This window comes from Pseudomonas sp. SO81, assembly GCF_030374125.1.
Classification (GTDB): Bacteria; Pseudomonadota; Gammaproteobacteria; order Pseudomonadales; family Pseudomonadaceae; genus Aquipseudomonas.
Window position 1 is genome coordinate 320,841 of sequence record NZ_CP126126.1, and the last position, 22,942, is coordinate 343,782.

Consider the following 22,942-nt stretch of genomic DNA (forward strand, 5'->3'; position numbering starts at 1 on the left):
TACGGGAGACAGTTCGTCTCAGTTCGCTGCCTCGCCCTTCTCTCGACTGGGACAGCATCTGGATGTTCGCCCCAGCGCGACTGCCAACATGCTTCTTCGGCAGGTGCATAAGCTAGGCTGGGATCCCCTCAAGTGCCAGTATGAGCTTGTTGCCTTTGGGCCCATATTCCCTGAACAGGCCAACTTAATTGAGCACCGCTCAAAGCGGGATATTGTGGCTCCGCTAGAGACCGAACTCGCTCTGTTATTTAAGGGACAGGGCTTTAATGTCATTGGCAGTCACGGCAGACAAATTAATGCTGACCAGAATTTGCTAGAGCAGGTAAAGCGGGCATTCCACAAGGTATTCGACTAGATCCAAAATATATTCAAATAGAAAATTCTACGCACCGTGACTCAACCGACTCCAAGAGACAAAAGCATGCCGACAGGTGTCTACAGAAGAGTTTTTATTACATTGAAGTGGGCAATAAAGACACCTCGGATAAATAACATTTCCAGCGGAGCACGTTGCAATAGATGGGAGGCAGAGGTGTGGAGAAAATGGAGGCCCAGATTTGGCTGGGAACATTTATGCCCCGTTCGCTTCTGCGATCCTTTTGGGCTTATTCTTATTATGGACAGAGCACTCCAGCCGGTAACGTTTGAGGAAGTTAAATCCGCAAACGACCTGGAATATGGAAATTATTACCCGAATGTCAGTGTTGAATATAAGCCTGAGAACTGGGGAGTAATTGCAGGAAAAATGGTTTGCGTGGATTACGGCATTGATGAAGCCGAGCAAATCATAAAGAAAAGGCTCTACTATCAACAGAAGAGTGGCATGCAATAGCACTTTAAATCTCTGTCAATTTAATCCTAGGCGAACGCCATGATAATGATTCATGTACAGTCAAAAGCCATCACTGCAATCGGCTATGACCCCGCAAGCCAAAGAATGAAAATTACATTTCAACAGGGTCACACATACTACTTCTGTCGTGTTCCAGCACAGATATACGAAGACTTTATGCGGTCAGCATCAAAGGGCAATTATTACAACGCCAAGATAAAGGATCGCTATCAGTGCTAGGCAACGCTTCACAATGATCTCTACCCAGGCTTTATCCGCACGGCCAGAGTCAGCTCTTAGCAGCAGCTTGATTCAAACAAGCTTGGAGCCCGTCACCCCACCGGCGGCGCGCCCCAAATGTCCTTGGCGTACTCGCGAATGGTGCGGTCCGAAGAGAACCAGCCCATCCGCGCCGTATTGAGCACCGCCGCGCGCCACCAGCGGGACGGGTCTTGCCAGAGTTCGTCGACCCGGCGCTGGGTGGCCCAGTAGTCGTCGAAGTCGGCGCAGACCATGAAGCGGTCGTCGTATACCAGCGCATCCACAAGGCTCACGTAGCGCGTCGGGTCGTCCGGCGAGAACACGCCGGAGCGGATCGCCTCCAGCGCCGCGCTCAGGCGTTCGGAGCCGGCGATGACGCTGGCCATGTTCAGCTCGCCGGTCTGCTTGCGCAGTTCCACCTGTTGCGCGGTCATGCCGAAGATGAACAGGTTGTCGTTGCCGACCTGCTCGCTCATCTCGACGTTGGCGCCGTCCAGGGTGCCGATGGTCAGCGCGCCGTTGAGGGCGAACTTCATGTTGCTGGTGCCAGAGGCTTCCAGCCCGGCGGTGGAGATCTGCTCGGACAGGTCCGCCGCCGGGATGATGGTCTCGGCCAGGCTGACGTTGTAGTTGGGGATGAACACCACCTTGAGCAGGCCGCGCACCGTGGGGTCGTCGTTGACAGTGCGACTGATGTCATTGGCCAGCTTGATGGTCAGCTTGGCCTGGTGATAGCTGGCCGCCGCCTTGCCGGCGAAGATCTTCACCCGCGGCACCCAGTCGGTGGTCGGGTCGTTGCGGATGGCCTGGTACAGCGCCACGGTGTGGATCAGGTTGAGCAGCTGGCGCTTGTACTCGTGGATGCGCTTGACCTGCACGTCGAACAGCGCGCTGGTGTCCAGGGTCACGCCCAGGCGCTCGTGCACCAGTGCGGCCAGGGCCGCCTTGTTCTGCTGGCGCAGGGCGGCGAAGCGCTTGTGCATGGGTTTCTTGTCGGCGTGCTTTTCCAGGCCACGCAGCACGGACTCCGGCGCATCCAGCACCTCGGGGCCGAGGGTATCCACCAGCAGTTCGGTCAGTTGCGGATTCACCTGGAACAGCCAGCGGCGGAAGGTCACGCCATTGGTCTTGTTGTTGATCCGCGTCGGGTACAGGCCGTGCAGGTCGCGGAACACCGTCTTGCGCATCAGCTCGGTGTGCAACGCGGATACGCCGTTGACGCTGTGCGCGCCGAGGAACGCCAGGTTGCCCATGCGCACCCGCCGGCCGTGGTCCTCCTCGATCAGCGACACCGAGCGCAACAGGGCGAAGTCGTGAATGTCCTGGGCCCGCAGCGAGTCGATGTGATAGGAGTTGATCAGGTAGATGATCTGCATGTGCCGCGGCAGCAGGCGCTCCATCAGCGATACCGGCCAGGACTCCAGCGCCTCGGGCAGCAGGGTGTGGTTGGTGTAGGACAGCGTCGCCACCGTCAGCTGCCAGGCGTCGTACCAGCTGAGCTGGTGCACATCCACCAGCAGGCGCATCAGCTCGGCCACCGCAATGGCCGGGTGGGTATCGTTGAGCTGGATCGCCGCCCGCTCCGGCAACCGTCGCACGTCGCCGTGCTCGCGCACATGGCGCTGCAGCAGGTCCTGCAGCGAGGCGGAGACGAAGAAGAACTCCTGGCGCAGGCGCAGCTCCTGGCCCGCCTCGGTGCTGTCGGCCGGGTACAGCACCCGCGAGATGCTCTCGGCGCGCACCACATCCACCACCGCGCCGATATGGTCACCGGCGTTGAAGCGGTCCAGCTGCAGGTCTTCCTCGGCGCGCGCACGCCACAGGCGCAGGGTGTTCACCGCGGTGCGGCGCCAGCCGATCACCGGCGTGTCGTAGGCGATGGCGCGGATGGTCTCGGTGGGCTGCCAGACGTGGCGCGGCAGCTCGCCCTCCTCCGCCAGGCTGTGCACGCTGCCGCCGAAGCCGATGCTGTAGCTGACTTCCGGCCGTTCGAATTCCCAGGGGTTGCCGAAGTCCAGCCAGGTCTCGGTCTGCTCCAGTTGCCAGCCATCGGCGACCACCTGGCGGAACAGACCGTGCTCGTAGCGGATGCCGTAGCCGTGGGCGGCCAGGCCAAGGGTGGCCAGGCTCTCCATGAAACAGGCGGCCAGGCGACCGAGGCCGCCATTGCCGAGCGCCGCGTCGGGCTCGACCTGGCGGATGCGCTCCAGATCCACGTTGAGTTCGGCCAGGGCCTGGCGCGCGACGTCAAGCAGGCCCAGGTTGCTCAGATTGTCGATCAGCAGGCGGCCGATGAGGAATTCCAGCGACAGGTAGTAGATGCGCTTCTGCCCGCGGCGGTCGAGCTGGGCCGAGGCTTCTTCCCAGCGATCGATCACATGGTCGCGAGCGGCCAAGGCGATGGCCTCGAACCAGTCGTGGTCGAAGGCATTGCCCGGGTCCTTGCCCACCGCGTACTTGAGCTTGGCGAGGATGTTCTGCTTGAACTCGAGAACCTCCGCTTCCCCTGCCATGGCGACCTCCTCAGGCGATGCGCCGCAGCGTTTCTCGCGCCGCGCCAGTGATGTGCGCCAGCAACGGTGCAGGGCTTGGGCGCGCTACTTCCTCGTCGCGCAGGGTATCCAGCAGGTCGTGGCCGAGCAGCGTCAGGTTGCGCCCGATCAGCACCGGCACGCCGTCCCACGGCTCGTCCAGCTCACATTCGACCAGACCGGCCTGGTCGAGCAGGTGCAGGTGGTATTTGACCGACTCCAGATCGTGCCCGGCGAAGGCCTCGGGCACGAAGTAGCGGCCCTGTTCGCGGCTCTCGATCTCCAGCATCAGCGCCTTGATCAGCTCCCAATCTCTCTTCATGACGGCGTTCCCTCCTCAGGATTACTCCAGATAAGGGTTTGCACGGGCCCGCTTAGTTCCACCTTTCTTGCAGGGAGAAAGACTGAACTCCCGTGTCGTTGGCCGGTTCAGAAGCATAGGTTCCACGAATCACCCGGAGGTAGCAGATGATCGCCAAGACCGCTGTGTTGCTGGTCGGCAGCCTGTTCGGCTCGCTGGCCATGGCCGAGGGTTGCCACATCCTCAGCCGCTCCGCCAGCCCGGGCGTGGAGGCGGTGGAGACCGAGAGCTGCTACGAGTTCCAGGGCATGCCCGAGGGCACGATCAACTGGTCGTGCAGCAACGAGAGCCAGGAGACCCTAGGCACCAAGAAGGAGAAGGTCGCCGAGTGCGCGGACGACCACAAGGCCAGCTGTACCGCGGCCATCACCCAGGAAACCCTGGCCAATCACCGCTCGAGCAGCAGCAACCCGCCGCCCAATGAGCTCAACGTGCCGGATGACGCCAAGGTGGTGACCTACTACTACGGCCTGGAAGATCGCAGCCAGGCCAGGAAGGATTGCGAGCGAGGCGGTGGCGCATGGCAGGATCGCTGAGCGTGAAGGACGGAGTCCTGCTGTTACCCAGCGAGTCGGGCGTCAGCCAGCACGAGCACGCCGTGCACCAGGTGCTGGGGCGCAAGATCGCCGCCCTGCTCGGCACGTTTTTTCTCGGCGACCGTGATGCCACGGAGCACGCGAGCGGCAATTACTATCTAATCCCCAGCGATACGCTGATCGGCACCGGGCATTGCCAGGAGCTGGGCATCCAAGGCGTTGCAGACTTCTTCGGTGGCATGGTGGCGCAGCCGTTCATGGCCACCAAGGCCATCAGCCATCCGCTGCCGGAGCAGCCTAGCCATGTGCCTCAGGGCTGGTCCCACGAGTTTTCCAAGCAGGTGGCCAACTCGATTCTCGGCGGGCGCACCGTATTCGACCTGGCGGATGCCCAGCGCGCCGGCGAACAGCTGCTGGAGCACGGTACGGTGCGTCTCAAACCGGTACTGGGCAAGGCCGGGCGCGGCCAGGAGGTGATCCACGACCGCCAGCGCCTGGCCGAGCTGCTGGCCGAGCAGGACGCCGCCGAAGTCGCCACCTGGGGCCTTGTGCTGGAGGAGAACCTCAGCGACGTGGTGACCTTCAGCGTCGGCCAGGTGCTGGTCGCCGGCATCACCGCCAGCTACTACGGCAGCCAGCGCCTGACCCGCGACAATACCGGTGTGGAGGTCTACGGCGGCTCGGACCTGACTATAGTGCGCGGCGACTACGCCGAACTGATGCGCCTGGACATGCCCGAGGCGATCCGCCTGGCGGTGTCCCAGGCGCATGTCTACGAACATGCCGCCTTCGCTGCCTTCGGCCTGTCCGCCTCGCGGCGCAACTACGACGTGGCCCAGGGCATCGACAGCCTGGGCAAGCCCCGCTCAGGCGTACTGGAACAGTCTTGGCGCATCGGTGGCGCCAGCGCGGCGGAGATCTTCGCCCTGGAGGCCTTCGCCGCCGATCCGGAGCTGCGCAGCGTGCGCGCCTCGACCTTCGAGTGCTACGGCGAGAGCGAGCCGCCGGACGATGCTCAGCAGCTCTACAGCGGTGAGGAGCCGGAAGTCGGCAGATTGAGCAAATACGTCAAGGTGGAACCTCATGTCATCTCGTAGCGAGGCAGTGGAAATCGACGTGGACAACGAAACGATAGCCGGGACCATGGTCTCGCCGAAGACCAAGGTCCCCGGGATTCTCTTCGTCCACGGTTGGGGCGGCAGCCAGCAGCGCGACCTGGCACGGGCCAAGGGCATCGCCGGTCTGGGCTGCGTGTGCCTGACCTTCGACCTGCGCGGTCACGAGCGCACCCAGTCGCGCAAGCAGAGCGTGACCCGCGAGCAGAACCTGGCCGACATAGTGGCGGCCTACGACCGCCTGGCCAATCACCCCTCCACCGACACCCAGGCCATCGCGGTGATCGGCACCAGCTACGGCGGCTACCTGTCGGCCATTCTCACCACCCTGCGCCCGGTCAAATGGCTGGCCCTGCGCGTGCCGGCGCTGTACTGGGACGAGGAATGGGACGCGCCCAAGCAGCAGATGGATCGCGAGCGCCTGGCCGACTACCGGCGCACCTTCGTGCCGCCCCAGGGCAACCGCGCGCTGTCCGCCTGCTCCGAGTTCGAGGGCGACGTACTGCTGGTGGAGTCGGAGCACGACGACTTCGTGCCGCACACCACGCTGATGAGCTACCGCGCCGCCTTCATCAAGGCGCACTCGCTGACCCACCGCATCGTCGATGGCGCCGATCATTCGCTGAGCAACGACAGCGACCAGCGCGCCTATACCTCGATCCTCACCAGCTGGATCAGCGAGATGGTCATGGGCGCACGGGTGGGCAATTACCCGCATCACCTGTCGGTCTACTCCTGAGCCAGGGAGAAAAACTTGAACCCTGCCCCGCTGCCCTCGTCACACACCTAGATTCCGCAACGGCTTCGGAGGCTCGCCATGGCCAGAAACATCCTGCGCAGCGCCGGCCTATGGCTGCTGCTGCTCACCACACCGCTGCTGGCGGCGCCCACGGTCGATACCCAGGCTTTCGTCGAGCAAGCCGTGGTCGCCCGCATCGCCGAGACCGAGGCGGCTCAGCTGGCCCTGCGCCAGAGCCAGTCGGCGGATGTGAAGGACTTCGCCCAGCAGGTCATCGACCACCACCCGCGCGAGAATGCCGACCTGCAGACCTTCGCCCGTACCCGCCAGGTCAACCTGCCGGCCGACGCCGAGCTGCTGAAGCGCAGCGAGCCGCAGCTGCAGCAACTGCGCGGCGACAACTTCGACGCCCGCTATGCAGACCTGCAGGCGCGCCACTACGAAAACTGCATCGCCCTGTTCAACCAGGCCGCCGAACAGGGCGACGCCGAGCTGCAAGCCTTCGCCCGGGCCAAGCTGCCGGTGCTCAAGCACCACCTGCAGACGGCGCGCATGCTGACCCGCGCCCACCCGCTGTCCTGACTGCGAGATCGACATGGAAGCCTTGGACCTGGCGCGCATCCAGTTCGCCTTCACCATCTCCTTTCACATCCTGTTCCCGGCCATCACCATCGGCCTGGCCAGCTATCTGACCGTGCTCGAGGCGCTCTGGCTGAAGACCGAGAAAGAGGTCTATCGCGACCTCTACCACTTCTGGCTGAAGATCTTCGCCGTCAACTTCGGCATGGGCGTGGTCTCCGGGCTGGTCATGGCCTATCAGTTCGGCACCAACTGGAGCCGTTTCTCCACCTTCGCCGGCAGCGTCACCGGGCCGCTGCTGACCTACGAGGTGCTCACCGCCTTCTTCCTCGAGGCCGGCTTCCTCGGCGTCATGCTGTTCGGCTGGAACCGCGTCGGCCCGCGCCTGCACTTCTTCGCCACGCTGATGGTGGCCATCGGCACGCTGATCTCGACCTTCTGGATCCTCGCCTCCAACAGCTGGATGCACACGCCCCAGGGCTACGAGATCATCGATGGCCGGGTGATCCCGGTGGACTGGCTGGCGGTGATCTTCAACCCGTCCTTCCCCTACCGGCTGACCCACATGGCGGTGGCCGCCTTCCTCGCCACGGCCTTCTTCGTCGGCGCCTCGGCGGCCTGGCACCTGCTGCGCGGCAACGATAACCCCGGGGTGCGCAAGATGCTCTCCATGGCCATGTGGATGGCCCTGCTGGTGGCGCCGCTGCAGGCGCTGATCGGCGATGCCCATGGTCTCAACACCCTTCAGCACCAGCCGGCGAAGATCGCCGCCATCGAGGGTCACTGGAGTAACGACGAGCCGGGCCCTACCCCGCTGATCCTGTTCGGCTGGCCGGACATGCAGCGCGAGGAGACCCGCTTCGCCGTGGAGATCCCGGTGCTCGGCAGCCTGATCCTCAAGCACAGCCTGACCGAGCCGATCCCGGCGCTGAAGGGCTTCCCACCAGAAGATCGGCCCAACGCCACCATGGTGTTCTGGACCTTCCGCATCATGGTCGGCCTCGGCCTGCTGATGATCCTCACCGGCCTGTGGAGCCTGTGGCTGCGCTGGCGTGATCGCCTGTACCAGTCCCGCGCCTTCCTGCGCCTGGTGCTGGCCATGGGCCCCAGCGGCCTCATCGCGATCCTCGCCGGCTGGTTCACCACCGAGATCGGCCGCCAGCCCTGGGTGATCTACGGCCTGATGCGCACCAGTGACGCGGTGTCGCTGCACAGTGCCACGCAGATGAGCATCAGCCTGGTGACCTTCGTGGTGGTGTACTTCTTCGTCTTCGGCATCGGCCTGGTTTATGTGCTGCGCCTGGTGCGCAAGGGCCCGATTCCACACGAGGGCCGCGAGACCAACGACGGCGGCGCCGGCCGGCCGCGCACCCCGGCACGGCCGCTGTCGGCGCCGGAAGAAAAAGTGGACGAGGGCTGAGCCATGGGCATCGAACTGTCGCTGATCTGGGCCCTGATCATCGCCTTCAGCGTGATGATGTACGTGGTGATGGATGGCTTCGACCTGGGCATCGGCATGCTCTACCCGTTCTTCCGCGACCGCGGTGACCGCGACGTGATGATGAACACGGTGGCGCCGATCTGGGACGGCAACGAAACCTGGTTGGTGCTCGGTGGCGCCGGTCTGTTCGCCGCCTTCCCGCTGGCCTACTCGGTGGTCCTCTCGGCCGTGTATCTGCCGTTGATCTTCATGCTGATCGGCCTGGTCTTCCGCGGCGTGGCCTTCGAGTTCCGCTTCAAAGCCTCCGAGCACTGGCGCCATGTGTGGGACAAGGCCTTCATCGGCGGTTCGCTGGTCGCCACCTTTTCCCAGGGTGTGGTGCTTGGCGCCTTCATCGAGGGCCTGCCGGTGCGTGACGGGCAGTTCGCCGGCGGTTCGCTGGACTGGCTGGCGCCCTTCCCGATCTTCTGCGGCCTTGGCCTGATAGTCGCCTACTGCCTGCTCGGCTGCACCTGGCTGATCATGCGTACCGAAGGCCCGCTACAGGAGCGCATGCACGACCTGGCGCGCCCCCTGGCCCTGGTGCTGCTGGTGGTGATCGGCATCGTCAGCCTGTGGACGCCGCTGGCCCACCAGGCCATCGCCGACCGCTGGTTCAGCCTGCCCAATCTGTTCTGGTTCCTGCCGGTGCCGCTGCTGGCGTTGCTGACCTTCCAGCAGCTGCTGCGCTCTGTAGCCAACTACGACAACGCCAAGCCGTTCGTGCTGACTCTGGTGCTGATCTTCCTCGGCTACGCCGGCCTGGGTATCAGCCTGTGGCCGCACATCGTGCCGCCGGCGATCACCTTCTGGGACGCCGCGGCGCCGCCGCAGAGCCAGGGCTTCGCCCTGGTCGGCGCGCTGCTGATCATCCCCTTCATCCTCGGCTACACGGCGTGGAGCTACTACGTGTTCCGCGGCAAAGTGACCCATGACCAGGGCTACCACTGAACCCTCGTTGTGGCGCCGCCTGGCCTGGCTGGTGGCGCTGTGGACCGGCAGCGTGCTGAGCCTGGCGCTGCTGGCATGGCTGCTGCGCCTGCTGATGAGCGCCGCGGGCCTGACCACTCCAAGTTGAGGTACGCCCATGCCAGTGATCGGTTATCACGCCTCCCACGAACAGTTCCCGCCCGGCGAGCTGCTGCAGCTCATGCAGCAGGCCGAGCGCGCCGGCTTCGCCGCCGGCATGTGTTCGGACCACTTCCATCCCTGGAGCGAAAGCCAGGGCGAAAGCGGCTTCGCCTGGTCCTGGCTGGGCGCCGCGTTGCAGGGCACCGCCTTCGACCTTGGCGTGGTCAACACGCCATGCTTCCGCTACCACCCGGCGCTGATCGCCCAGGCCACCGCGACCCTGGCGCAGATGTATCCGGGGCGCTTCTGGCTGGCGGTGGGCAGCGGCGAGGCGATCAACGAGTCGATCACCGGCGAGCCCTGGCCGCCCAAGGCGGAACGCAATGCCCGTCTGGCCGAGGCGGTGGCGATCATCCGTGCCCTGTGGGCCGGCGAGGAAGTGTCGCGCGATGGCTTGATCAAGGTGGAACGGGCGCGGCTGTACAGCCTGCCTTCACGTCCGCCGGCGCTGTACGCGGCGGTGCTGTCGGAACAGACCGCGCGCTGGGCCGGCAGCTGGGCGGACGGCATGATCACGGTCAGCGGCACGCCGGAGCGGCAGCAACGCATCATCGATGCCTTCCGTGAAGGCGGTGGCGCCGGCAAGCCCTTGCTGCTGCAGGCCAAGCTGTCCTATGCCGAGAGCGAAGCCGAGGCCCTCGCCGGGGCCCATCAGCAGTGGCGCACCAACGTGCTGCCCGGCCAGCTCACCCAGGATCTGAAGAGCGTCGAGGAGTTCGAGGCGGCGGCCAGCTCGGTGAGGCCCAAAGATCTGCTCGACCAGGTGCGCATCGGCAGCGATCTGGCGCAGCACGCCGCCTGGCTGCAGGCCGATGTGGAACAGGGCTTCGAGCGCATCTACCTGCACAACGTCAACCGCCACCAGCAGCGTTTCATCGAGGCTTTCGCTAGCTCGGTGCTTCCGCAATTGCGCTAGCCACCGTGGCGCCGTTCTCGGCCGGCGAGAAGATCGAGCCGACCCGCCACCAGGTATAACCGTAGGGCGCCAGCTGCAGCTCCAGCGCCCCGATGGCGTCGGCCCGCGCCACCTGGCGCGAGATCAGCTCGTAGCAGTCGCGGTCGGCCAGCTCCGGGTGGCGTATGCGCACCGTGCAGGCGCTGCGGGACAGGTTGTGCACACAGACCACCCGGCCGTGATCGAGGAAATAGCTCTCGGCCAGCACGGCCGCGCCACCATCGCACTCGATGAATTCGTGACGCCCCAGGCCGAACTCGGGGCAGGAACGGCGCGTCTCGATCAGCGCACGGGTGGAATTGAGCTGCGACTGCGGATCCAGCCACTGCTCGGTGACATTGATCCGCGCAAAACCGTATTCGCCGTCGGCGATCATCGGCCGGATCAGGCGCTGCGGATCGGCGCTGGAGAACCCGCCGTTGGTCTGCGCCGACCACTGCATCGGCGTGCGCACCGGAAAGCGATCCGGCAGCTCCAGGTTGTCGCCCATGCCCAGCTCGTCGCCGTAATACAGCAGCGGCGCACCGCTGCGGCTGAACAGCAGGCTCAGCGCCAGGCGCACCCGCTGCGGGTCGCCCAGCAGCGGTGCCAGGCGCCGGCGCGTGCCACGCCCGTAGATGCGCATGTGTGGGTGCGGGGCGATCGCGTCGAGCAGCTCCTCGCGCGTCGCTTCATCCAGCCAGGCCAGGTTCAACTCGTCATGGTGACGGAGAAAGTTCATCCACTGGGCACTGGGCGGCAACGGTGGCAGCAGCGCCTCAAGCTCACGAATCGGCGTGCCGTCTTCGCGGGCCAGGGCCAGGAAGATGCGTTCGGCACCGATGAAGTTGAACAGCTGGTTCAGCCCGTCGCCATTGCCGAAGAACTGCCCCAGTTGTTCCGCAGGCACATTGGCCTCGCCCACCAGCATCGCCCCGTGGCCATAACGGCTGGCGTGGCGGCGCAGCTGGCGCAGGTATTCGTGCGGGTCACTGAAATGTTGTGCCGGGCCCTTGGGCAGGATCAGGTAGGGCGCCGCATCCACCCGGAAGCCATCCACGCCCATGGCCAGCCAGAAGCTGAGGATGCGCATGACCTCCTGGCGCACCTCGGGGTTGCCGTGGTTCAGCGACGGCTCGAAATCGTGGAAGCGGTGGAAGTAGTAGGCGCCGGCCTGCTCGTCGTAGGTCCAGACACTGTCGTAGCGGTCGGGAAACATCACCTGGTCGATGTGCGCGTCGTCCGGCTCATCCACCCACACGTAATAGTCGCGGAACGGCGAGCCGGGGTGGCGCGAGGCCTGGAACCAGGGATGCTGGTCGGAGGTGTGGTTGACCACCAGATCGAGGATCACCCGAATGCCGCGAACCCGCGCCTCGTCCATGAAGGCACTGAAGTCGCCGAAGCTGCCCAGGTGCGGGTCGATGCCGTAGTGGTCGATCACGTCATAGCCGTCGTCGCGCTCCGATGACGGATGGAACGGCATCAGCAGCAGGCTGTTGATGCCCAGCTGGCGCAGGTAGTCCATGCGCGCGGTGAGGCCGGGAAAATCGCCGATGCCATCGCCATTGGAATCATGGAAGGTGGCGACATCCAGTTGATAGGACACCGCGCTGTCGTACCACACATCGTTCGCTTCCATCCGCCACTCCGCCAGCCAGAACCCTGCTAGATGGAGCCGAACGCGGCGGCACAAGTTCAGGCAATTGCCGCGGGGCGGGATCGCGTGTCCCAATGCCTGTGGCAGAGATCGGGATGCTCGGACGGATCTCCGGCTGCAGCCGATGACGTGCCCAGTCGAGGCTGACAACCATGAAAGCCTTGAACCCCGCAGCCTGCCGCACCGTCTCAATGGAGTGACCCACGAGGCGGCCTCTCGATGCATCCTTCGTCCTGCCCTGCACCGCGCCAGCGGAGAACGCCATGAGCTTCAGCCTGTGGCTGATGGTGCTGGGCACCCTGCTGTTGATCCTGGCGCTGACGTCCGCCTACCTGCGCCTGCTACCGGTATCTTCATCGGTGCTGTATCTGGTCTTCGGCCTGGTCATCGGGCCGCTCGGCCTCGAACTCTGGCAACAGGATCTCGGCCATATCAGTGGCTGGCTGGAACACCTGGCCGAGGCGGCGGTGCTGGTCTCGCTGTTCATCGGCGGGCTCAAGCTGCGCCTGCCGCTACGATCGCCCGAATGGCACGCGGCCTGGCTGCTGGCTGGGCCGGTGCTGGTTGGCACCATCCTCGGCCTGACCCTGGTCGGGCACTTCGCTCTCGGCCTGGACTGGGGCCTGGCGCTGCTGGTGTCGGCCATCCTCTCGCCCACCGACCCGGTGCTGGCCAGCCTGGTGCAGGTCAGCCGCGCGGGCGATGTCGACCGCCTGCGCTACGCCATCTCCGGCGAGGCCGGGCTCAATGACGGCACCGCCTTTCCCTTCGTGATGCTCGCCCTGCTGCTGATTGCCCAAGGGCAAGCCCTACCGCAGCTGGATGATGTCCTGCGCTGGCTGTTCAGCGACATACTGTGGGCGGTTCCCGCCGGGCTGTTGCTCGGTTACGTGCTGGGCCGCGGCACGGGCCGCCTGGTGATCTACCTGCGCGCACGCCATACCGATACGGTGGTGACGGCCAACGACTTCCTCGCGTTGGCGCTGATCGCCCTGTCCTACGCCTGCGCCGAGTCCATCGGTGCCTGGGGCTTTCTCGCCACTTTCGCCGCTGGCCTGGGCCTGCGCCATGCCGAGGTGGAAACCAGCAGCCACACCGAGGCTCCCGCCGAGGAAAGCGGCAATCCCGAGCCACGTGAAGAAGGCCAGGCCAACGCCCTGGTGGAGTTCGGCGCCGACACCGAGGCACACCCGCAGATCGCCGCTGGCGCGCTGATGGCCGATATCCTGTCCTTCGGCGGGCTGCTCGAACGCATTCTGGAAGTGCTGCTGGTGACCCTGCTCGGCGCCCTGCTGGTCTACCACTGGGACTGGCGCGCCCTGCCGCTGGCACTGGCGCTGTTCTGCCTGGTACGCCCGGCCATGGTGGTCCTGCTGATCCGCGAGCACCAGCTGCCACTCGGCCATCGCCTGTTCGTCGGCTGGTTCGGCATCCGCGGCATCGGCAGCCTGTATTACCTCAGCTACGCCCTCAACCACGACCTGTCGCCACTGGCCGCCAGCGAGGCCAGTGACCTGGTGCTCAGCGTGGTGGCCCTGAGCATCCTGCTCCACGGTCTGTCGACCCAGCCGCTGCTCAATCTGTACGAGCGTTTCGAGCGGCCCTGAAAACAAAACTGCCCGTGGGCCAGGGGCCCACGGGCAGTGATGGTCAACGCAACCGGATCAGCTGGCGCGCGCCATGCTGCGCAGGGCCTTGATCTGGTCATGGTTGCGGATCACGCCGGCGTATTGGCGCTGGATCACTTCGCGCACGTTGGCCGGCAGGTTCTTCTCTTCCAGGGCCTCGGCATAGTGCTTCTTGGCCACGTCCTCGCCGCGCTCGCACTCGTTGAGGATGGCTTCGTCGCTCTTGCCGGTGATCAATGCCTTGAGGTCGACCCAGCGGCGGTGCAGGTCACCACCCACGCTGGTGTCGGTTTCCGGCTTGCCGCCCAGTTCTAGCACCAGGCCCTGCAGTTCACCGGCCGCGGCTGCGCATTCGCGCGAGCGGTTGTTGAACAGCGACTGCAGCTGCGGATCCTTGACGTCCTTGGCGCAGGTACGGAAGCCCGCCTCGCCGTCCTTGCTGGTCTCGATCAGGTTGTTGAGGACCTTGATGGTGTCTTTGATGGTATCGCTCATCATTGTCTTCCTATGCCGGCACTGCCGGCGGCTGGTGGGATGACTGCAGAGGCGCAGTGGCTGCTGCGCCGCCTGATGGTGTCGACTCGGCCGCTTCGATCGGTGTTCCACCTAACCGATGGGCGGTAGGGCCAACAGATCAAGGACTTAGCCCTGCTCGGGGACGAGGATCAGGGCTCCGAGCGGGGGCAGGTCGAGGGGCAGTGACTGGGGCTGGCCGTGATCGCTGTGGTCGATGCTGTGCACCTGGCCGCGACTGCCGGCGGCCGAGCCCAGGTAGCGCTCGTCGTCGCTGTTGAGCAGCACGCGCCAGTTTCCGGCGATGGGCACACCGACGCGATAACCGCTGCGTGGCACGGGGGTGTAGTTCTGAACCACCAGCAGCGGCGGCTCGCCCTCGGCGTGGCGCAGCCAGGCGAATACGCTGTTGCGCTGGTCGTCGCCGATCAGCCACTGGAAACCTTCGGCGCGGCTATCCAGGCGGTGCAACGCCGGGTAGTCGCGGTACAGGCGATTGAGATCGCGCATCAGGTTCTGCACGCCGGCATGCTCGCCGTAGCGCAGCAGGTACCAGTCCAGCTGCTGGTCATGGTCCCACTCGCGCCACTGGCCGAACTCGCAGCCCATGAACAGCAGCTTCTTGCCCGGGTGCGTCCACATGTTGGCGAGGAACAGGCGCAGGTTGGCGAACTGCTGCCAGCGGTCGCCGGGCATCTTGCCCAGCAGCGAGCCCTTGCCGTGCACCACTTCGTCATGGGAGATCGGTAGGACGAAGTGCTCGGAGAAGGCGTAGATCAGGCCGAAGGTCAGTTGGTGGTGATGGAAACTGCGGTGCACTGGATCCTGCTGGATATAGGCCAGGCTGTCGTGCATCCAGCCCATGTTCCACTTGTAGGCGAAGCCCAGACCGCCCTCGCCAGCCGGCCGACTGACTCCCGGCCAGGCGGTGGACTCCTCCGCGATCACCAGGGCACCCGGGGCCTCAGTCGCCACCACCTCGTTGAGGTGGCGAAGGAACTCGATGGCCTCCAGGTTCTCGCGGCCACCGTGGCGGTTGGGAATCCACTCGCCGTCCTTGCGCGAATAATCGCGATAGAGCATCGAGGCCACCGCATCCACGCGCAAGCCGTCGATGTGGTAGATGCGCAGCCAGTGCAGCGCCGAGGCCAGCATGAAGCCGTGCACCTCGGTGCGTCCAAGGTTGTAGATGAAGGTGTCCCAGTCCTGATGGAAGCCCTCGAACGGGTGCGCGTACTCGTACAGCGCCGTGCCGTCGAAGCGCGCCAGGCCGTGCTCGTCGGTGGGGAAATGCGCCGGCACCCAGTCGAGGATCACACCGATGCCGGCCTGGTGGCAGGCATCGACGAAGGCGGCGAAATCGGCCGGTGAGCCGTAGCGCGAGGTCGGTGCGAACATCGATAGCGGCTGGTAGCCCCAGGAACCGCCGAACGGGTGCTCCATCACCGGCAGCAGTTCGATATGGGTGAAGCCCATGTCCTGCACGTAGGGAATCAGGCGCTCGGCCAACTCGGCCCAGGTCGGCGGACGTTCGTCGACATGCTGCCAGGAACCGGCGTGCACCTCGTAGATGCTCAGCGGCCGGTCATGGGCCTGATGCCGTTGCCGGTTGGCCAGCCAGTCCTGGTCGGTCCAGGCGAAGTCCAGCGACGCGGCGACCCGCGAGCCGGTGGCCGGCGGTCGCTCGCCTTCGAGCGCCAGCGGATCGGCCTTGAGCGGCAGCACGCCGTCGGCGCCGAGGATCTCGAACTTGTACACGGTGCCGGCGCCCAGGCGCGGGATGAACAGCTCCCAGACGCCACTCGGGTAGCGCAGGCGCATGGGATGGCGGCGTCCGTCCCAGCCGTTGAAGTCACCGACCACCGAAACCCGCCGGGCGTTGGGCGCCCACACGGCGAAGCGCACGCCCGGCACGCCGTCCTGCTGCATCAGCTGGGCGCCCAGGCAGCGGCCGAGATCGCGGTGGTTGCCCTCGGCGAACAGGTACAGGTCGATATCGCCGAGCAGCGCGCCGAAGGCATAGGGGTCCTCGGTTTCCTGCTCGGCCTCCGGCCAGTGGATGCGCAGACGATACCGCTGCGGCCGCTCCAGCCTCAGGCTGAACAGCCCGCCGGCGTCTTCCAGCTGCATGGCGCCGAGCAGTTCGCCGCTGTCGGCGGCCAGCAGTTCGACCGCCAGCGCGCCGGGCAGCCACACCCGTACCAGGCTACCGTCGCCATCCGGTTGCGGGCCGAGGAAGGCAAAGGGGTCGCCATGCTCGGCGCGGCGCAGACGTTCCAGGTCAGTCATCAACGGTTTCCCTGCAATTGGTGAACAAGCTCGAGCAACCCGTGCAAGGGCACGTCGAGCCAGTCGGGGCGGTGGGCGGCCTCATACAGAACTTCGTAGGCGGCCTTCTCGATACTGAACAGCGCCAGTGCGGCGCCCTCGCCTTCGCGGGCCTGCCACTCGTGAGGCAGATCGGCGGCGGCCAGGCGATAGGCGTCATAGAACGCGGTACGCGCCTCGCTGCGGTAACGCGAGGCGATGCGCTGGCGGGCTGCCGTAGCCTCGTCGGAAGAATCGGAGCCCTGGGCGTTGCGCAGGACCATGGCGGCGGCATAGTCGAAGGAGCGCAGCATGCCGGACACGTCCTTCATCGGGCTGTGCCGCTGACGGCGCTGCTCAAGCGGCCGGCTCGGCTCACCCTCGAAGTCGATGATGTAGGCATCGCCCTGCACCACCAGCACCTGGCCCAGATGCAGGTCGCCATGCACACGGATGCGCACGCCGCCGGCGGACAGCCGCGCCAGGTCGCCGACCAGACGCAGCAGTTCGTCACGCTGTTGCAGCAGCAGATCGACCTGACGCTGGTCGGCCTCGCTCAGGCGGTCGCGGCTGTGATCCAGCGCCTCCAGCGCCTGCTGCAGCTGCGCGCCGATGGACTCGCCCCAGCCTTGGCTGTCGGTCTCGTCGCTGGGGCGCAGGCCGAAGTCGGGATCGTCGCTGGGCGTGGCCAGCACCCGATGCATCTCGCCCAGGCGCCGGCCCAGGGTGGCGGCGAAGGCCTGCAGCTCCGCCAGGGCGTCGTATTCGCTCTGCACATTGGACACACCGCCGCTGAGCTCGTCGCGGATGGCCCGTTGCAGGTTGTCGAGGGTCCAGGCCCAGGCGTCGCCCTGGTTGTTCAGGTAGCCCTGCAGGATCATCAGGGTGAATGGCTCGCCCGCGCCATCGACCCGGCGCACTTCGCCCAGCATGGGCGCGATGTTGGCGTAGCCGTTGGCGGTGAGGAAGCCGCCCATCTCCGCCTCCGGATGCACGCCCGGGAACAGGCGGCGCACCAGCTTGAGCACCATGCGCTCGCCGATGATCACCGAGCTGTTGGACTGCTCGGCGGAGATCAGCCGCGTCTCCTCGCCCGCCACCGCCGGGTAGTCGGCGAAGCGGCTGCTGGGCAGGAAATGGATCTCGCCGTCCCCCGCCTTCAGCACCTGGCGGCTATGCAGGTGGGCGAGCACCTCGTAGGTGAACTCGGGCAGGCTGAAGCCGTCGGTCAGCAGGCCCACCTGGCGACCACGACGCAGACGCGCCAGAGCCAGCTGCTGGGCCAGCGGATTGCCGGACGAACCTTCGTCGACGTAGGCCAGGGGCAACTGATATCGCTCACCGCCCTGGATGATCTCGGCCAGCGCGCGCAGGTCGCCGAAAGGCTGCACGTAGGCCAGCTCGGGTTTCGCGGCGCCGTCGCCCTGGGCGGAGAACCAGCGGCGCCGGCCCAGGTAGCTGGCCAGCAGATCGCTCTCCAGCACGCTTCGGCTGGGCGCGCGGGTCAGCTCCTGCAGGTCGCGCTTGATCACCAGGGTCGGCAGCTCGGCCATGCGCTCCACCGGCGCCACGTGCCAGCTGGGCATCTGCGAGGCGTCGGCCAGGTAGAACCAGTAGAAGCCATAGGGCGGCAGGGTCAGCAGATAGGTCATCTCGCCGATCGGCGGGAAGGACGCGCCGCCGACCATCTCCACCGGCACCCGGCCGTCGTAGGCGGACAGCTCCAGCTCCACCGCCTGGGCCGCCCGCGACAGGTTGGCCACGCAGAGGATGCTCTCCTCGCGACCGTCGGCGCCGCGCAGCTCGCGCAGGTAGGCGAGGATGCGCCGGTTGCTCGGCGTGAGCATCTTCAGGCTACCGCGGCCGAAGGCCTGCTGTTGCTTGCGCACGGCCAGCATGCGACGCATCCAGTTGAGCTGCGAGTGCGCGTCGCGGGCCTGGGCCTCGACGTTGACCGTCTGGTAGCCGTACAGCGGGTCCATGATCGGCGGCAGCACCAGCTTGGCCGGGTCGGCGCGGGAGAAGCCGCCGTTGCGGTCCATCGACCACTGCATGGGGGTGCGCACGCCGTCGCGGTCGCCGAGGTAGATGTTGTCGCCCATGCCGATCTCGTCGCCGTAGTACAGCACCGGAGTACCCGGCATCGACAGCAGCAGGCTGTGGAGCAGCTCGATACGCCGGCGGTCACGCTCCACCAGCGGAGCCAGGCGACGACGGATACCCAGGTTGATACGCGCGCGCTGGTCGGCGGCGTAGTAGTTCCACAGGTAGTCGCGCTCGTCGTCGGTGACCATCTCCAGGGTCAGCTCATCGTGGTTGCGCAGGAAGATCGCCCACTGGCAGTTGGGCGGGATATCCGGGGTCTGGCGAAGGATGTCGGTGATCGGGTAGCGGTCTTCCTGGGCGATGGCCATGTACATGCGCGGCATCAGCGGGAAGTGGAAGGCCATGTGGCATTCGTCGCCCTCGCCGCCCTCCTCGCCACCGAAGTACGGGCGCGTGTCCTCCGGCCACTGGTTGGCCTCGGCCAGCAGCATGCGATCGCTGTAGCGCTCGTCCAGGGCCGCGCGGATGCGCTTGAGCACCACGTGGGTCTCGGCCAGGTTCTCGTTGTTGGTGCCGTCGCGCTCGATCAGGTAGGGAATGGCGTCCAGGCGCAGGCCGTCCACGCCCATGTCCAGCCAGTAGCGCATCACCCCGAGAACGGCGCGCAGCACCTGCGGGTTGTCGAAGTTGAGGTCCGGCTGGTGCGAATAGAAGCGGTGCCAGAAGTACTGGCCGGCCACCGGGTCCCAGGTCCAGTTGGACTTCTCGGTGTCGAGGAAGATGATTCGCGTGCCGGTGTATTTGTCGTCCGTGTCGGACCAGACGTACCAGTCGCGGGCCTTGGAGCCCTTCTTGGCGCGGCGTGCGCGCTGGAACCAGGGATGCTGGTCCGAGGTGTGGTTGATGACCAGCTCGGTGATCACCCGCAGGCCGCGCTTGTGCGCCTCGGCGATGAAGCGGCGGGCGTCAGCCAGGGTGCCGTAGTCCGGGTGCACGCCCTTGTACAGGGCGATGTCGTAGCCATCGTCGCGGCGTGGCGAAGGGTAGAAAGGCAACAGCCAGAGAGTGTTCACGCCGAGGTCGGCGATGTAGTCGAGCTTGTCGATCAGCCCGGCGAAGTCGCCGACGCCATCGTTGTCGGCATCGAAGAATGACTTCACGTGCAGCTGGTAGATCACCGCATCCTTGTACCACTGCGGATCGTCGAGAAAGGCTTTGCTACGGGCCATGCATTACTCCTGTCAGCGCACCGGGCGCACACGCCAGATGCCGAACGGCAGATGCCAGGGTTCGATACGCATCCACTGCACCTTGCCGTGCCACGTCCAGCGGTGGCCGTTCATCAGGTCCTCGCCTTCCAGCGCGGCATCGTCGGCCAGGCCGAACTCCCACAGCGGCAGCTCGAAGTTGGCCTCCTGGGCGTTGTGCGGATCGAGACTGACGGCGACCAGGATGAAGTTGTCGCGCTCGGCGGTGCGCTTGCCGAAGAAGAGGATGTTGTCGTTCCAGGCGTTGTAGGCCTGGAAGCCGAGGTGGCTGTGCAGGGCGCGGTTGTCGCGACGGATCTGGTTCAGGCGAGTGATCTCGCCGACGATGTTGCCTGGCGCGTGGTAGTCGCGCGGGCGCAGCTGGTATTTCTCCGAGTCCAGGTACTCTTCCTTGCCTGGCACCGGCGCCGACTCGCACAGCTCGAAGCCGGAATACATGCCCCACAGGCCCGAGCCCATAGTCGCCAGCGCGGCGCGGATGAGAAAACCGGCGCGGCCGCTGTGGTGCAGGAAGTACGGGTTGATGTCCGGCGTGTTGACGAAGAAGTTCGGCCGGTAGCACTCGCGCCAGGGCGACTGGTTCAGTTCGCCGAAGTACTCCTCCAGCTCCTTCTTGCTGTTGCGCCAGGTGAAGTAGGTGTAGCTCTGGGCGAAGCCGAGCTTGCCCAGACGCGCCATCATCGCCGGACGGGTGAAGGCCTCGGAGAGGAAGATCACCTCGGGATTCGAGCGGCGCACCTCGGCGATCAGCCACTCCCAGAAGGGCATCGGCTTGGTGTGCGGATTGTCCACGCGGAACAGGGTGACGCCCTGCTCCACCCAGCCCTGCACCACTTCCAGCAGCGCCATCCACAGCTCCGGCACGGCGGCCTCGGCGTAGAAGTCGACGTTGACGATGTCCTCGTATTTCTTCGGCGGGTTCTCGGCGTGGCGGATGGTGCCGTCCGGACGCCAGCTGAACCAGCCGGGATGCTGCTTGAGCCAGGGATGGTCGGGTGAGCACTGGATGGCGAAGTCCAGCGCCACTTCCAGACCATGGTTGCGCGCCGCCTGTACCAGGTCGCGGAAGTCCTCCAGGCTGCCCAACTCGGGATGCACCGCCTCGTGGCCACCCTCGGCGCTGCCGATGGCATAGGGGCTGCCGGGATCGTCCGGACCGGCCTTGAGGCTGTTGTTCGGGCCTTTGCGGTGGGTGCGGCCAATGGGGTGGATGGGCGGGAAATACAGCACGTCGAAGCCCATGGCAGCGATGTCCGGCAGGCGCTTGTGCACATCGGCGAAGGTGCCGTGGCGTTGCGGGTCGCCGCTTTCCGAACGGGGGAACAGCTCGTACCAGCTGGCGAACTCGGCCAGCTTGCGGTCCACATCCAGCGGGAACACGCCACTGCGCACCAGGTGCGGGCGGTGCTCGGCGCGACTCATCAGCTCGCCAGTGAGCGGGTCGAGCAACACGGCCACGCGCTGGTCCAGGGTCTCGCAATCGGCCAGGCGCCCGAACAGCCCGGCAAAGCGCTCGGCCAGCTGCGCCGGTGCTTCGGCACCGATGCGCCGCACCAGGGCCTCGCCCTCCTGCACTTCCAGCGTGACGGGCACACCGGCGGCATATTTCTTCTTCAGTTCGTAGTGATAGCTGGAGTAGATGTCCTGCCAGGCCTCGATGACGAACTCGGCCCGGCCCGGCGCCTCCGGCACCAGCCAGCCACGCCAGCGGTCGTTGCCCAGGGCCTGCAGCGGCACGCGTTGCCACTGCTGCTCGCCGGCACCACGCCAGAGCAGCGCGGCGGCGATCTGGTCGTGACCGTCGGTGAAGATCACCGCGTCGACGGCCAGCGCTTGCCCTACCAGGCACTTGGCGGCGAAGCGCCCGCCCTCCACCTGCGGCGTCACCGACTCGATGGCGATGCGCGGCGCGGCGGCGGCGAGACTGGCATTGACGCGGGCTTCGGCCTGGCGAATCGCATGCATCGCTATGGGCTCCTTGACGCCTGGCGGACGTGTAGTGGGAATGAAGGGGGCCGGTAACGGCTTCTTGAGTTCCGAACGCCCTGCGGCGGCAAAAGTTCAGGCTGCTTACAGTGGGATACCGTCGGCGTAGAGCACGCCGCGCTCCGGATGGATGTCGAGAATCGAGCGCAACATGCGCTCCGCCGCATCCTCCGCCTCGCGTTCGCAGACGCAGCGTGGGTCGAACACCCATAGCACCGTCACTTCGCCGCCATAACGCTTGGGCTGGTATTCGATCAGGCCGATGAAACTGGCCCCGTTGTACATGGCATCGGTCCACGCCGTGCAATGCTCGAATTCGCGGAACATGAGATACCTCTCCGCTAGGGTGGTGGCTGCTTGGCCTCGCGTTCGAGAACCGGCAGCGCGTGCAGGATGATCAGCGCCAGCAAGGTTGCCAGCACCGCGGTACCCTCGCGGCCCATGCCCACGGCGATACCGATGGCGGTGCTGAACCAGAGCGAGGCAGAGGTGGTGAGGCCCTTGATCTGGCTGTCGTGGTCGCCCTTGAGAATGGTGCCAGCGCAGAGGAAGCCGATGCCGGCGGCGATGCCCTGGATCACCCGGCTGACGGCGTCATGCTCGGCATCGTCCAGCTCCAGGATCATCACGAACAGCGCTGCGCCCAGGGTCACCAGCATATGGGTACGCAAGCCGGCGGCCTTGCCCTTGGATTCGCGCTCGAAGCCCAGCAGGCCTCCGAGCAACGCGGCCATCAGCAGACGCAGGCCGGCTCGCAGCATCTGCTCTGGCTGGCCGAAATCGGCGAACTCGTCGTGCAGAGTCGCCATCAGGTATTCGCTCAGCTCCAAGGCAGATGCTGGCCGGGGCGCACACTCAGCAGCGCCTGGCGCTCTCCTGGCAGCAGGTAGCGCCGGCTACCGCAGCGACTGCAACACTCATGCAGCAGCTCACTGCCACACAGGCGCAGGGCGGCAGATCGATCAGGGAACCATTGGCATCCGGAAATCAGGCAAAGCATGGTCATGGTGGCCACTCCGTTGGGTCTCTAGGAAA

The 22,942-nt window shown here is 65.7% G+C and carries 20 protein-coding genes and 1 pseudogene; 11 read left to right on the forward strand and 10 right to left on the reverse strand.

The features are described 5' to 3' along the window. Positions 1 to 421: 421 nt before the first annotated feature. Complete coding sequence (locus OH686_RS01430; protein ID WP_289535871.1) at positions 422 to 832, forward strand: hypothetical protein; 411 nt, start codon at positions 422 to 424, stop codon at positions 830 to 832. Positions 833 to 877: 45 nt separating this feature from the next. Continuing rightward, positions 878 to 1,072, forward strand: coding sequence for a KTSC domain-containing protein (locus tag OH686_RS01435; protein WP_289538763.1), 195 nt, complete (start codon positions 878 to 880; stop codon positions 1,070 to 1,072). Between the two features lie 92 nt (positions 1,073 to 1,164). Here OH686_RS01435 and OH686_RS01440 read toward each other — a convergent pair whose 3' ends face one another. Both OH686_RS01440 and OH686_RS01445 read right to left on the reverse strand, forming a co-directional pair. Then, complete coding sequence (locus OH686_RS01440) at positions 1,165 to 3,606, reverse strand: glycogen/starch/alpha-glucan phosphorylase (RefSeq protein WP_289535872.1); 2,442 nt, start codon at positions 3,604 to 3,606, stop codon at positions 1,165 to 1,167. A gap of 10 nt (positions 3,607 to 3,616) precedes the next feature. Further along, entirely contained in the window at positions 3,617 to 3,946 is a 330-nt protein-coding gene (locus OH686_RS01445) for a DUF2513 domain-containing protein (protein WP_289535873.1), read from the reverse strand. A gap of 146 nt (positions 3,947 to 4,092) precedes the next feature. Here OH686_RS01445 and OH686_RS01450 point away from each other — a divergent pair, with 146 nt between their 5' ends. From OH686_RS01450 to OH686_RS01485, 8 genes and pseudogenes are all read left to right on the forward strand, one after another. Further along, positions 4,093 to 4,521 carry a hypothetical protein gene (locus tag OH686_RS01450; protein ID WP_289535874.1) on the forward strand — a complete coding sequence of 143 codons (429 nt, stop codon included), beginning with the start codon at positions 4,093 to 4,095 and terminating at the stop codon, positions 4,519 to 4,521. Between the two features lie 2 nt (positions 4,522 to 4,523). Continuing rightward, positions 4,524 to 5,618 (forward strand): DUF3182 family protein, encoded by a 1,095-nt coding sequence (locus OH686_RS01455; RefSeq protein WP_354005277.1) that lies wholly within the window; start codon positions 4,524 to 4,526, stop codon positions 5,616 to 5,618. Beyond that, on the forward strand, positions 5,605 to 6,375 hold the full coding sequence (locus tag OH686_RS01460; RefSeq protein ID WP_289535875.1) for an alpha/beta hydrolase family protein: 771 nt from the start codon (positions 5,605 to 5,607) through the stop codon (positions 6,373 to 6,375). Before OH686_RS01455 ends, OH686_RS01460 begins: the two co-directional genes overlap by 14 nt. A 78-nt stretch (positions 6,376 to 6,453) precedes the next feature. Beyond that, positions 6,454 to 6,957 carry a DUF4142 domain-containing protein gene (locus tag OH686_RS01465; RefSeq protein ID WP_289535876.1) on the forward strand — a complete coding sequence of 168 codons (504 nt, stop codon included), beginning with the start codon at positions 6,454 to 6,456 and terminating at the stop codon, positions 6,955 to 6,957. A 13-nt stretch (positions 6,958 to 6,970) separates the two neighbouring features. Next, a pseudogene (locus tag OH686_RS01470) lies at positions 6,971 to 8,421 on the forward strand (cytochrome ubiquinol oxidase subunit I); the annotation flags it as partial. Beyond that, entirely contained in the window at positions 8,378 to 9,385 is a 1,008-nt protein-coding gene (gene cydB / locus OH686_RS01475; protein WP_289535878.1) for a cytochrome d ubiquinol oxidase subunit II, read from the forward strand. The pseudogene OH686_RS01470 and the gene cydB, both read left to right, overlap by 44 nt. Further along, positions 9,366 to 9,512: a DUF2474 family protein gene (locus tag OH686_RS01480; protein WP_137973217.1), complete on the forward strand. Its 147-nt coding sequence runs from the start codon at positions 9,366 to 9,368 to the stop codon at positions 9,510 to 9,512. The genes cydB and OH686_RS01480 overlap by 20 nt, the downstream gene beginning before the upstream one ends. A gap of 9 nt (positions 9,513 to 9,521) precedes the next feature. Next, entirely contained in the window at positions 9,522 to 10,481 is a 960-nt protein-coding gene (locus tag OH686_RS01485; protein WP_289535879.1) for a TIGR03885 family FMN-dependent LLM class oxidoreductase, read from the forward strand. Here the strand turns inward: OH686_RS01485 and OH686_RS01490 are convergent. Continuing rightward, complete coding sequence (locus OH686_RS01490; RefSeq protein WP_289535880.1) at positions 10,453 to 12,141, reverse strand: alpha-amylase family glycosyl hydrolase; 1,689 nt, start codon at positions 12,139 to 12,141, stop codon at positions 10,453 to 10,455. The two genes, OH686_RS01485 and OH686_RS01490, sit on opposite strands and share 29 nt — an antisense overlap. Before the next feature lie 281 nt (positions 12,142 to 12,422). Between OH686_RS01490 and OH686_RS01495 the strand changes: the two genes are divergently transcribed. Beyond that, positions 12,423 to 13,766, forward strand: coding sequence for a cation:proton antiporter (locus OH686_RS01495; protein ID WP_289535881.1), 1,344 nt, complete (start codon positions 12,423 to 12,425; stop codon positions 13,764 to 13,766). A gap of 57 nt (positions 13,767 to 13,823) precedes the next feature. On the opposite strand, the gene OH686_RS01500 is transcribed toward OH686_RS01495, so the two are convergent. From OH686_RS01500 to OH686_RS01530, 7 genes are all read right to left on the reverse strand, one after another. After that, complete coding sequence (locus tag OH686_RS01500; protein WP_137973073.1) at positions 13,824 to 14,282, reverse strand: PA2169 family four-helix-bundle protein; 459 nt, start codon at positions 14,280 to 14,282, stop codon at positions 13,824 to 13,826. A gap of 147 nt (positions 14,283 to 14,429) precedes the next feature. Then, positions 14,430 to 16,589, reverse strand: coding sequence for a 1,4-alpha-glucan branching protein GlgB (gene glgB, locus OH686_RS01505; RefSeq protein ID WP_289535882.1), 2,160 nt, complete (start codon positions 16,587 to 16,589; stop codon positions 14,430 to 14,432). Then, positions 16,589 to 19,882: a maltose alpha-D-glucosyltransferase gene (gene treS / locus OH686_RS01510; protein WP_289535883.1), complete on the reverse strand. Its 3,294-nt coding sequence runs from the start codon at positions 19,880 to 19,882 to the stop codon at positions 16,589 to 16,591. Before treS ends, glgB begins: the two co-directional genes overlap by 1 nt. Before the next feature lie 12 nt (positions 19,883 to 19,894). Then, on the reverse strand, positions 19,895 to 21,886 hold the full coding sequence (locus OH686_RS01515) for an alpha-1,4-glucan--maltose-1-phosphate maltosyltransferase (protein WP_289535884.1): 1,992 nt from the start codon (positions 21,884 to 21,886) through the stop codon (positions 19,895 to 19,897). 105 nt (positions 21,887 to 21,991) lie between these two features. Further along, positions 21,992 to 22,234: a hypothetical protein gene (locus OH686_RS01520; RefSeq protein WP_137973069.1), complete on the reverse strand. Its 243-nt coding sequence runs from the start codon at positions 22,232 to 22,234 to the stop codon at positions 21,992 to 21,994. Positions 22,235 to 22,248: 14 nt separating this feature from the next. Beyond that, positions 22,249 to 22,737 carry an MgtC/SapB family protein gene (locus tag OH686_RS01525; RefSeq protein ID WP_137973068.1) on the reverse strand — a complete coding sequence of 163 codons (489 nt, stop codon included), beginning with the start codon at positions 22,735 to 22,737 and terminating at the stop codon, positions 22,249 to 22,251. Continuing rightward, positions 22,728 to 22,913 (reverse strand): PSPA7_2676 family Cys-rich small protein, encoded by a 186-nt coding sequence (locus OH686_RS01530; RefSeq protein WP_289535885.1) that lies wholly within the window; start codon positions 22,911 to 22,913, stop codon positions 22,728 to 22,730. Before OH686_RS01530 ends, OH686_RS01525 begins: the two co-directional genes overlap by 10 nt. Positions 22,914 to 22,942: the final 29 nt, after the last annotated feature.

Coding starts and splice junctions, on each gene's coding strand:
- OH686_RS01430 (WP_289535871.1), top strand. CDS start 422: ATGCCGACAGGTGTCTACAGAAGAGTTTTTATTACATTGAAGTGGGCA.
- OH686_RS01435 (WP_289538763.1), top strand. CDS start 878: ATGATTCATGTACAGTCAAAAGCCATCACTGCAATCGGCTATGACCCC.
- OH686_RS01440 (WP_289535872.1), bottom strand. CDS start 3,606: ATGGCAGGGGAAGCGGAGGTTCTCGAGTTCAAGCAGAACATCCTCGCC.
- OH686_RS01445 (WP_289535873.1), bottom strand. CDS start 3,946: ATGAAGAGAGATTGGGAGCTGATCAAGGCGCTGATGCTGGAGATCGAG.
- OH686_RS01450 (WP_289535874.1), top strand. CDS start 4,093: ATGATCGCCAAGACCGCTGTGTTGCTGGTCGGCAGCCTGTTCGGCTCG.
- OH686_RS01460 (WP_289535875.1), top strand. CDS start 5,605: ATGTCATCTCGTAGCGAGGCAGTGGAAATCGACGTGGACAACGAAACG.
- OH686_RS01465 (WP_289535876.1), top strand. CDS start 6,454: ATGGCCAGAAACATCCTGCGCAGCGCCGGCCTATGGCTGCTGCTGCTC.
- cydB (WP_289535878.1), top strand. CDS start 8,378: ATGGGCATCGAACTGTCGCTGATCTGGGCCCTGATCATCGCCTTCAGC.
- OH686_RS01480 (WP_137973217.1), top strand. CDS start 9,366: ATGACCAGGGCTACCACTGAACCCTCGTTGTGGCGCCGCCTGGCCTGG.
- OH686_RS01485 (WP_289535879.1), top strand. CDS start 9,522: ATGCCAGTGATCGGTTATCACGCCTCCCACGAACAGTTCCCGCCCGGC.
- OH686_RS01490 (WP_289535880.1), bottom strand. CDS start 12,141: ATGGAAGCGAACGATGTGTGGTACGACAGCGCGGTGTCCTATCAACTG.
- OH686_RS01495 (WP_289535881.1), top strand. CDS start 12,423: ATGAGCTTCAGCCTGTGGCTGATGGTGCTGGGCACCCTGCTGTTGATC.
- OH686_RS01500 (WP_137973073.1), bottom strand. CDS start 14,282: ATGAGCGATACCATCAAAGACACCATCAAGGTCCTCAACAACCTGATC.
- glgB (WP_289535882.1), bottom strand. CDS start 16,589: ATGACTGACCTGGAACGTCTGCGCCGCGCCGAGCATGGCGACCCCTTT.
- treS (WP_289535883.1), bottom strand. CDS start 19,882: ATGGCCCGTAGCAAAGCCTTTCTCGACGATCCGCAGTGGTACAAGGAT.
- OH686_RS01515 (WP_289535884.1), bottom strand. CDS start 21,886: ATGCATGCGATTCGCCAGGCCGAAGCCCGCGTCAATGCCAGTCTCGCC.
- OH686_RS01520 (WP_137973069.1), bottom strand. CDS start 22,234: ATGTTCCGCGAATTCGAGCATTGCACGGCGTGGACCGATGCCATGTAC.
- OH686_RS01530 (WP_289535885.1), bottom strand. CDS start 22,913: ATGACCATGCTTTGCCTGATTTCCGGATGCCAATGGTTCCCTGATCGA.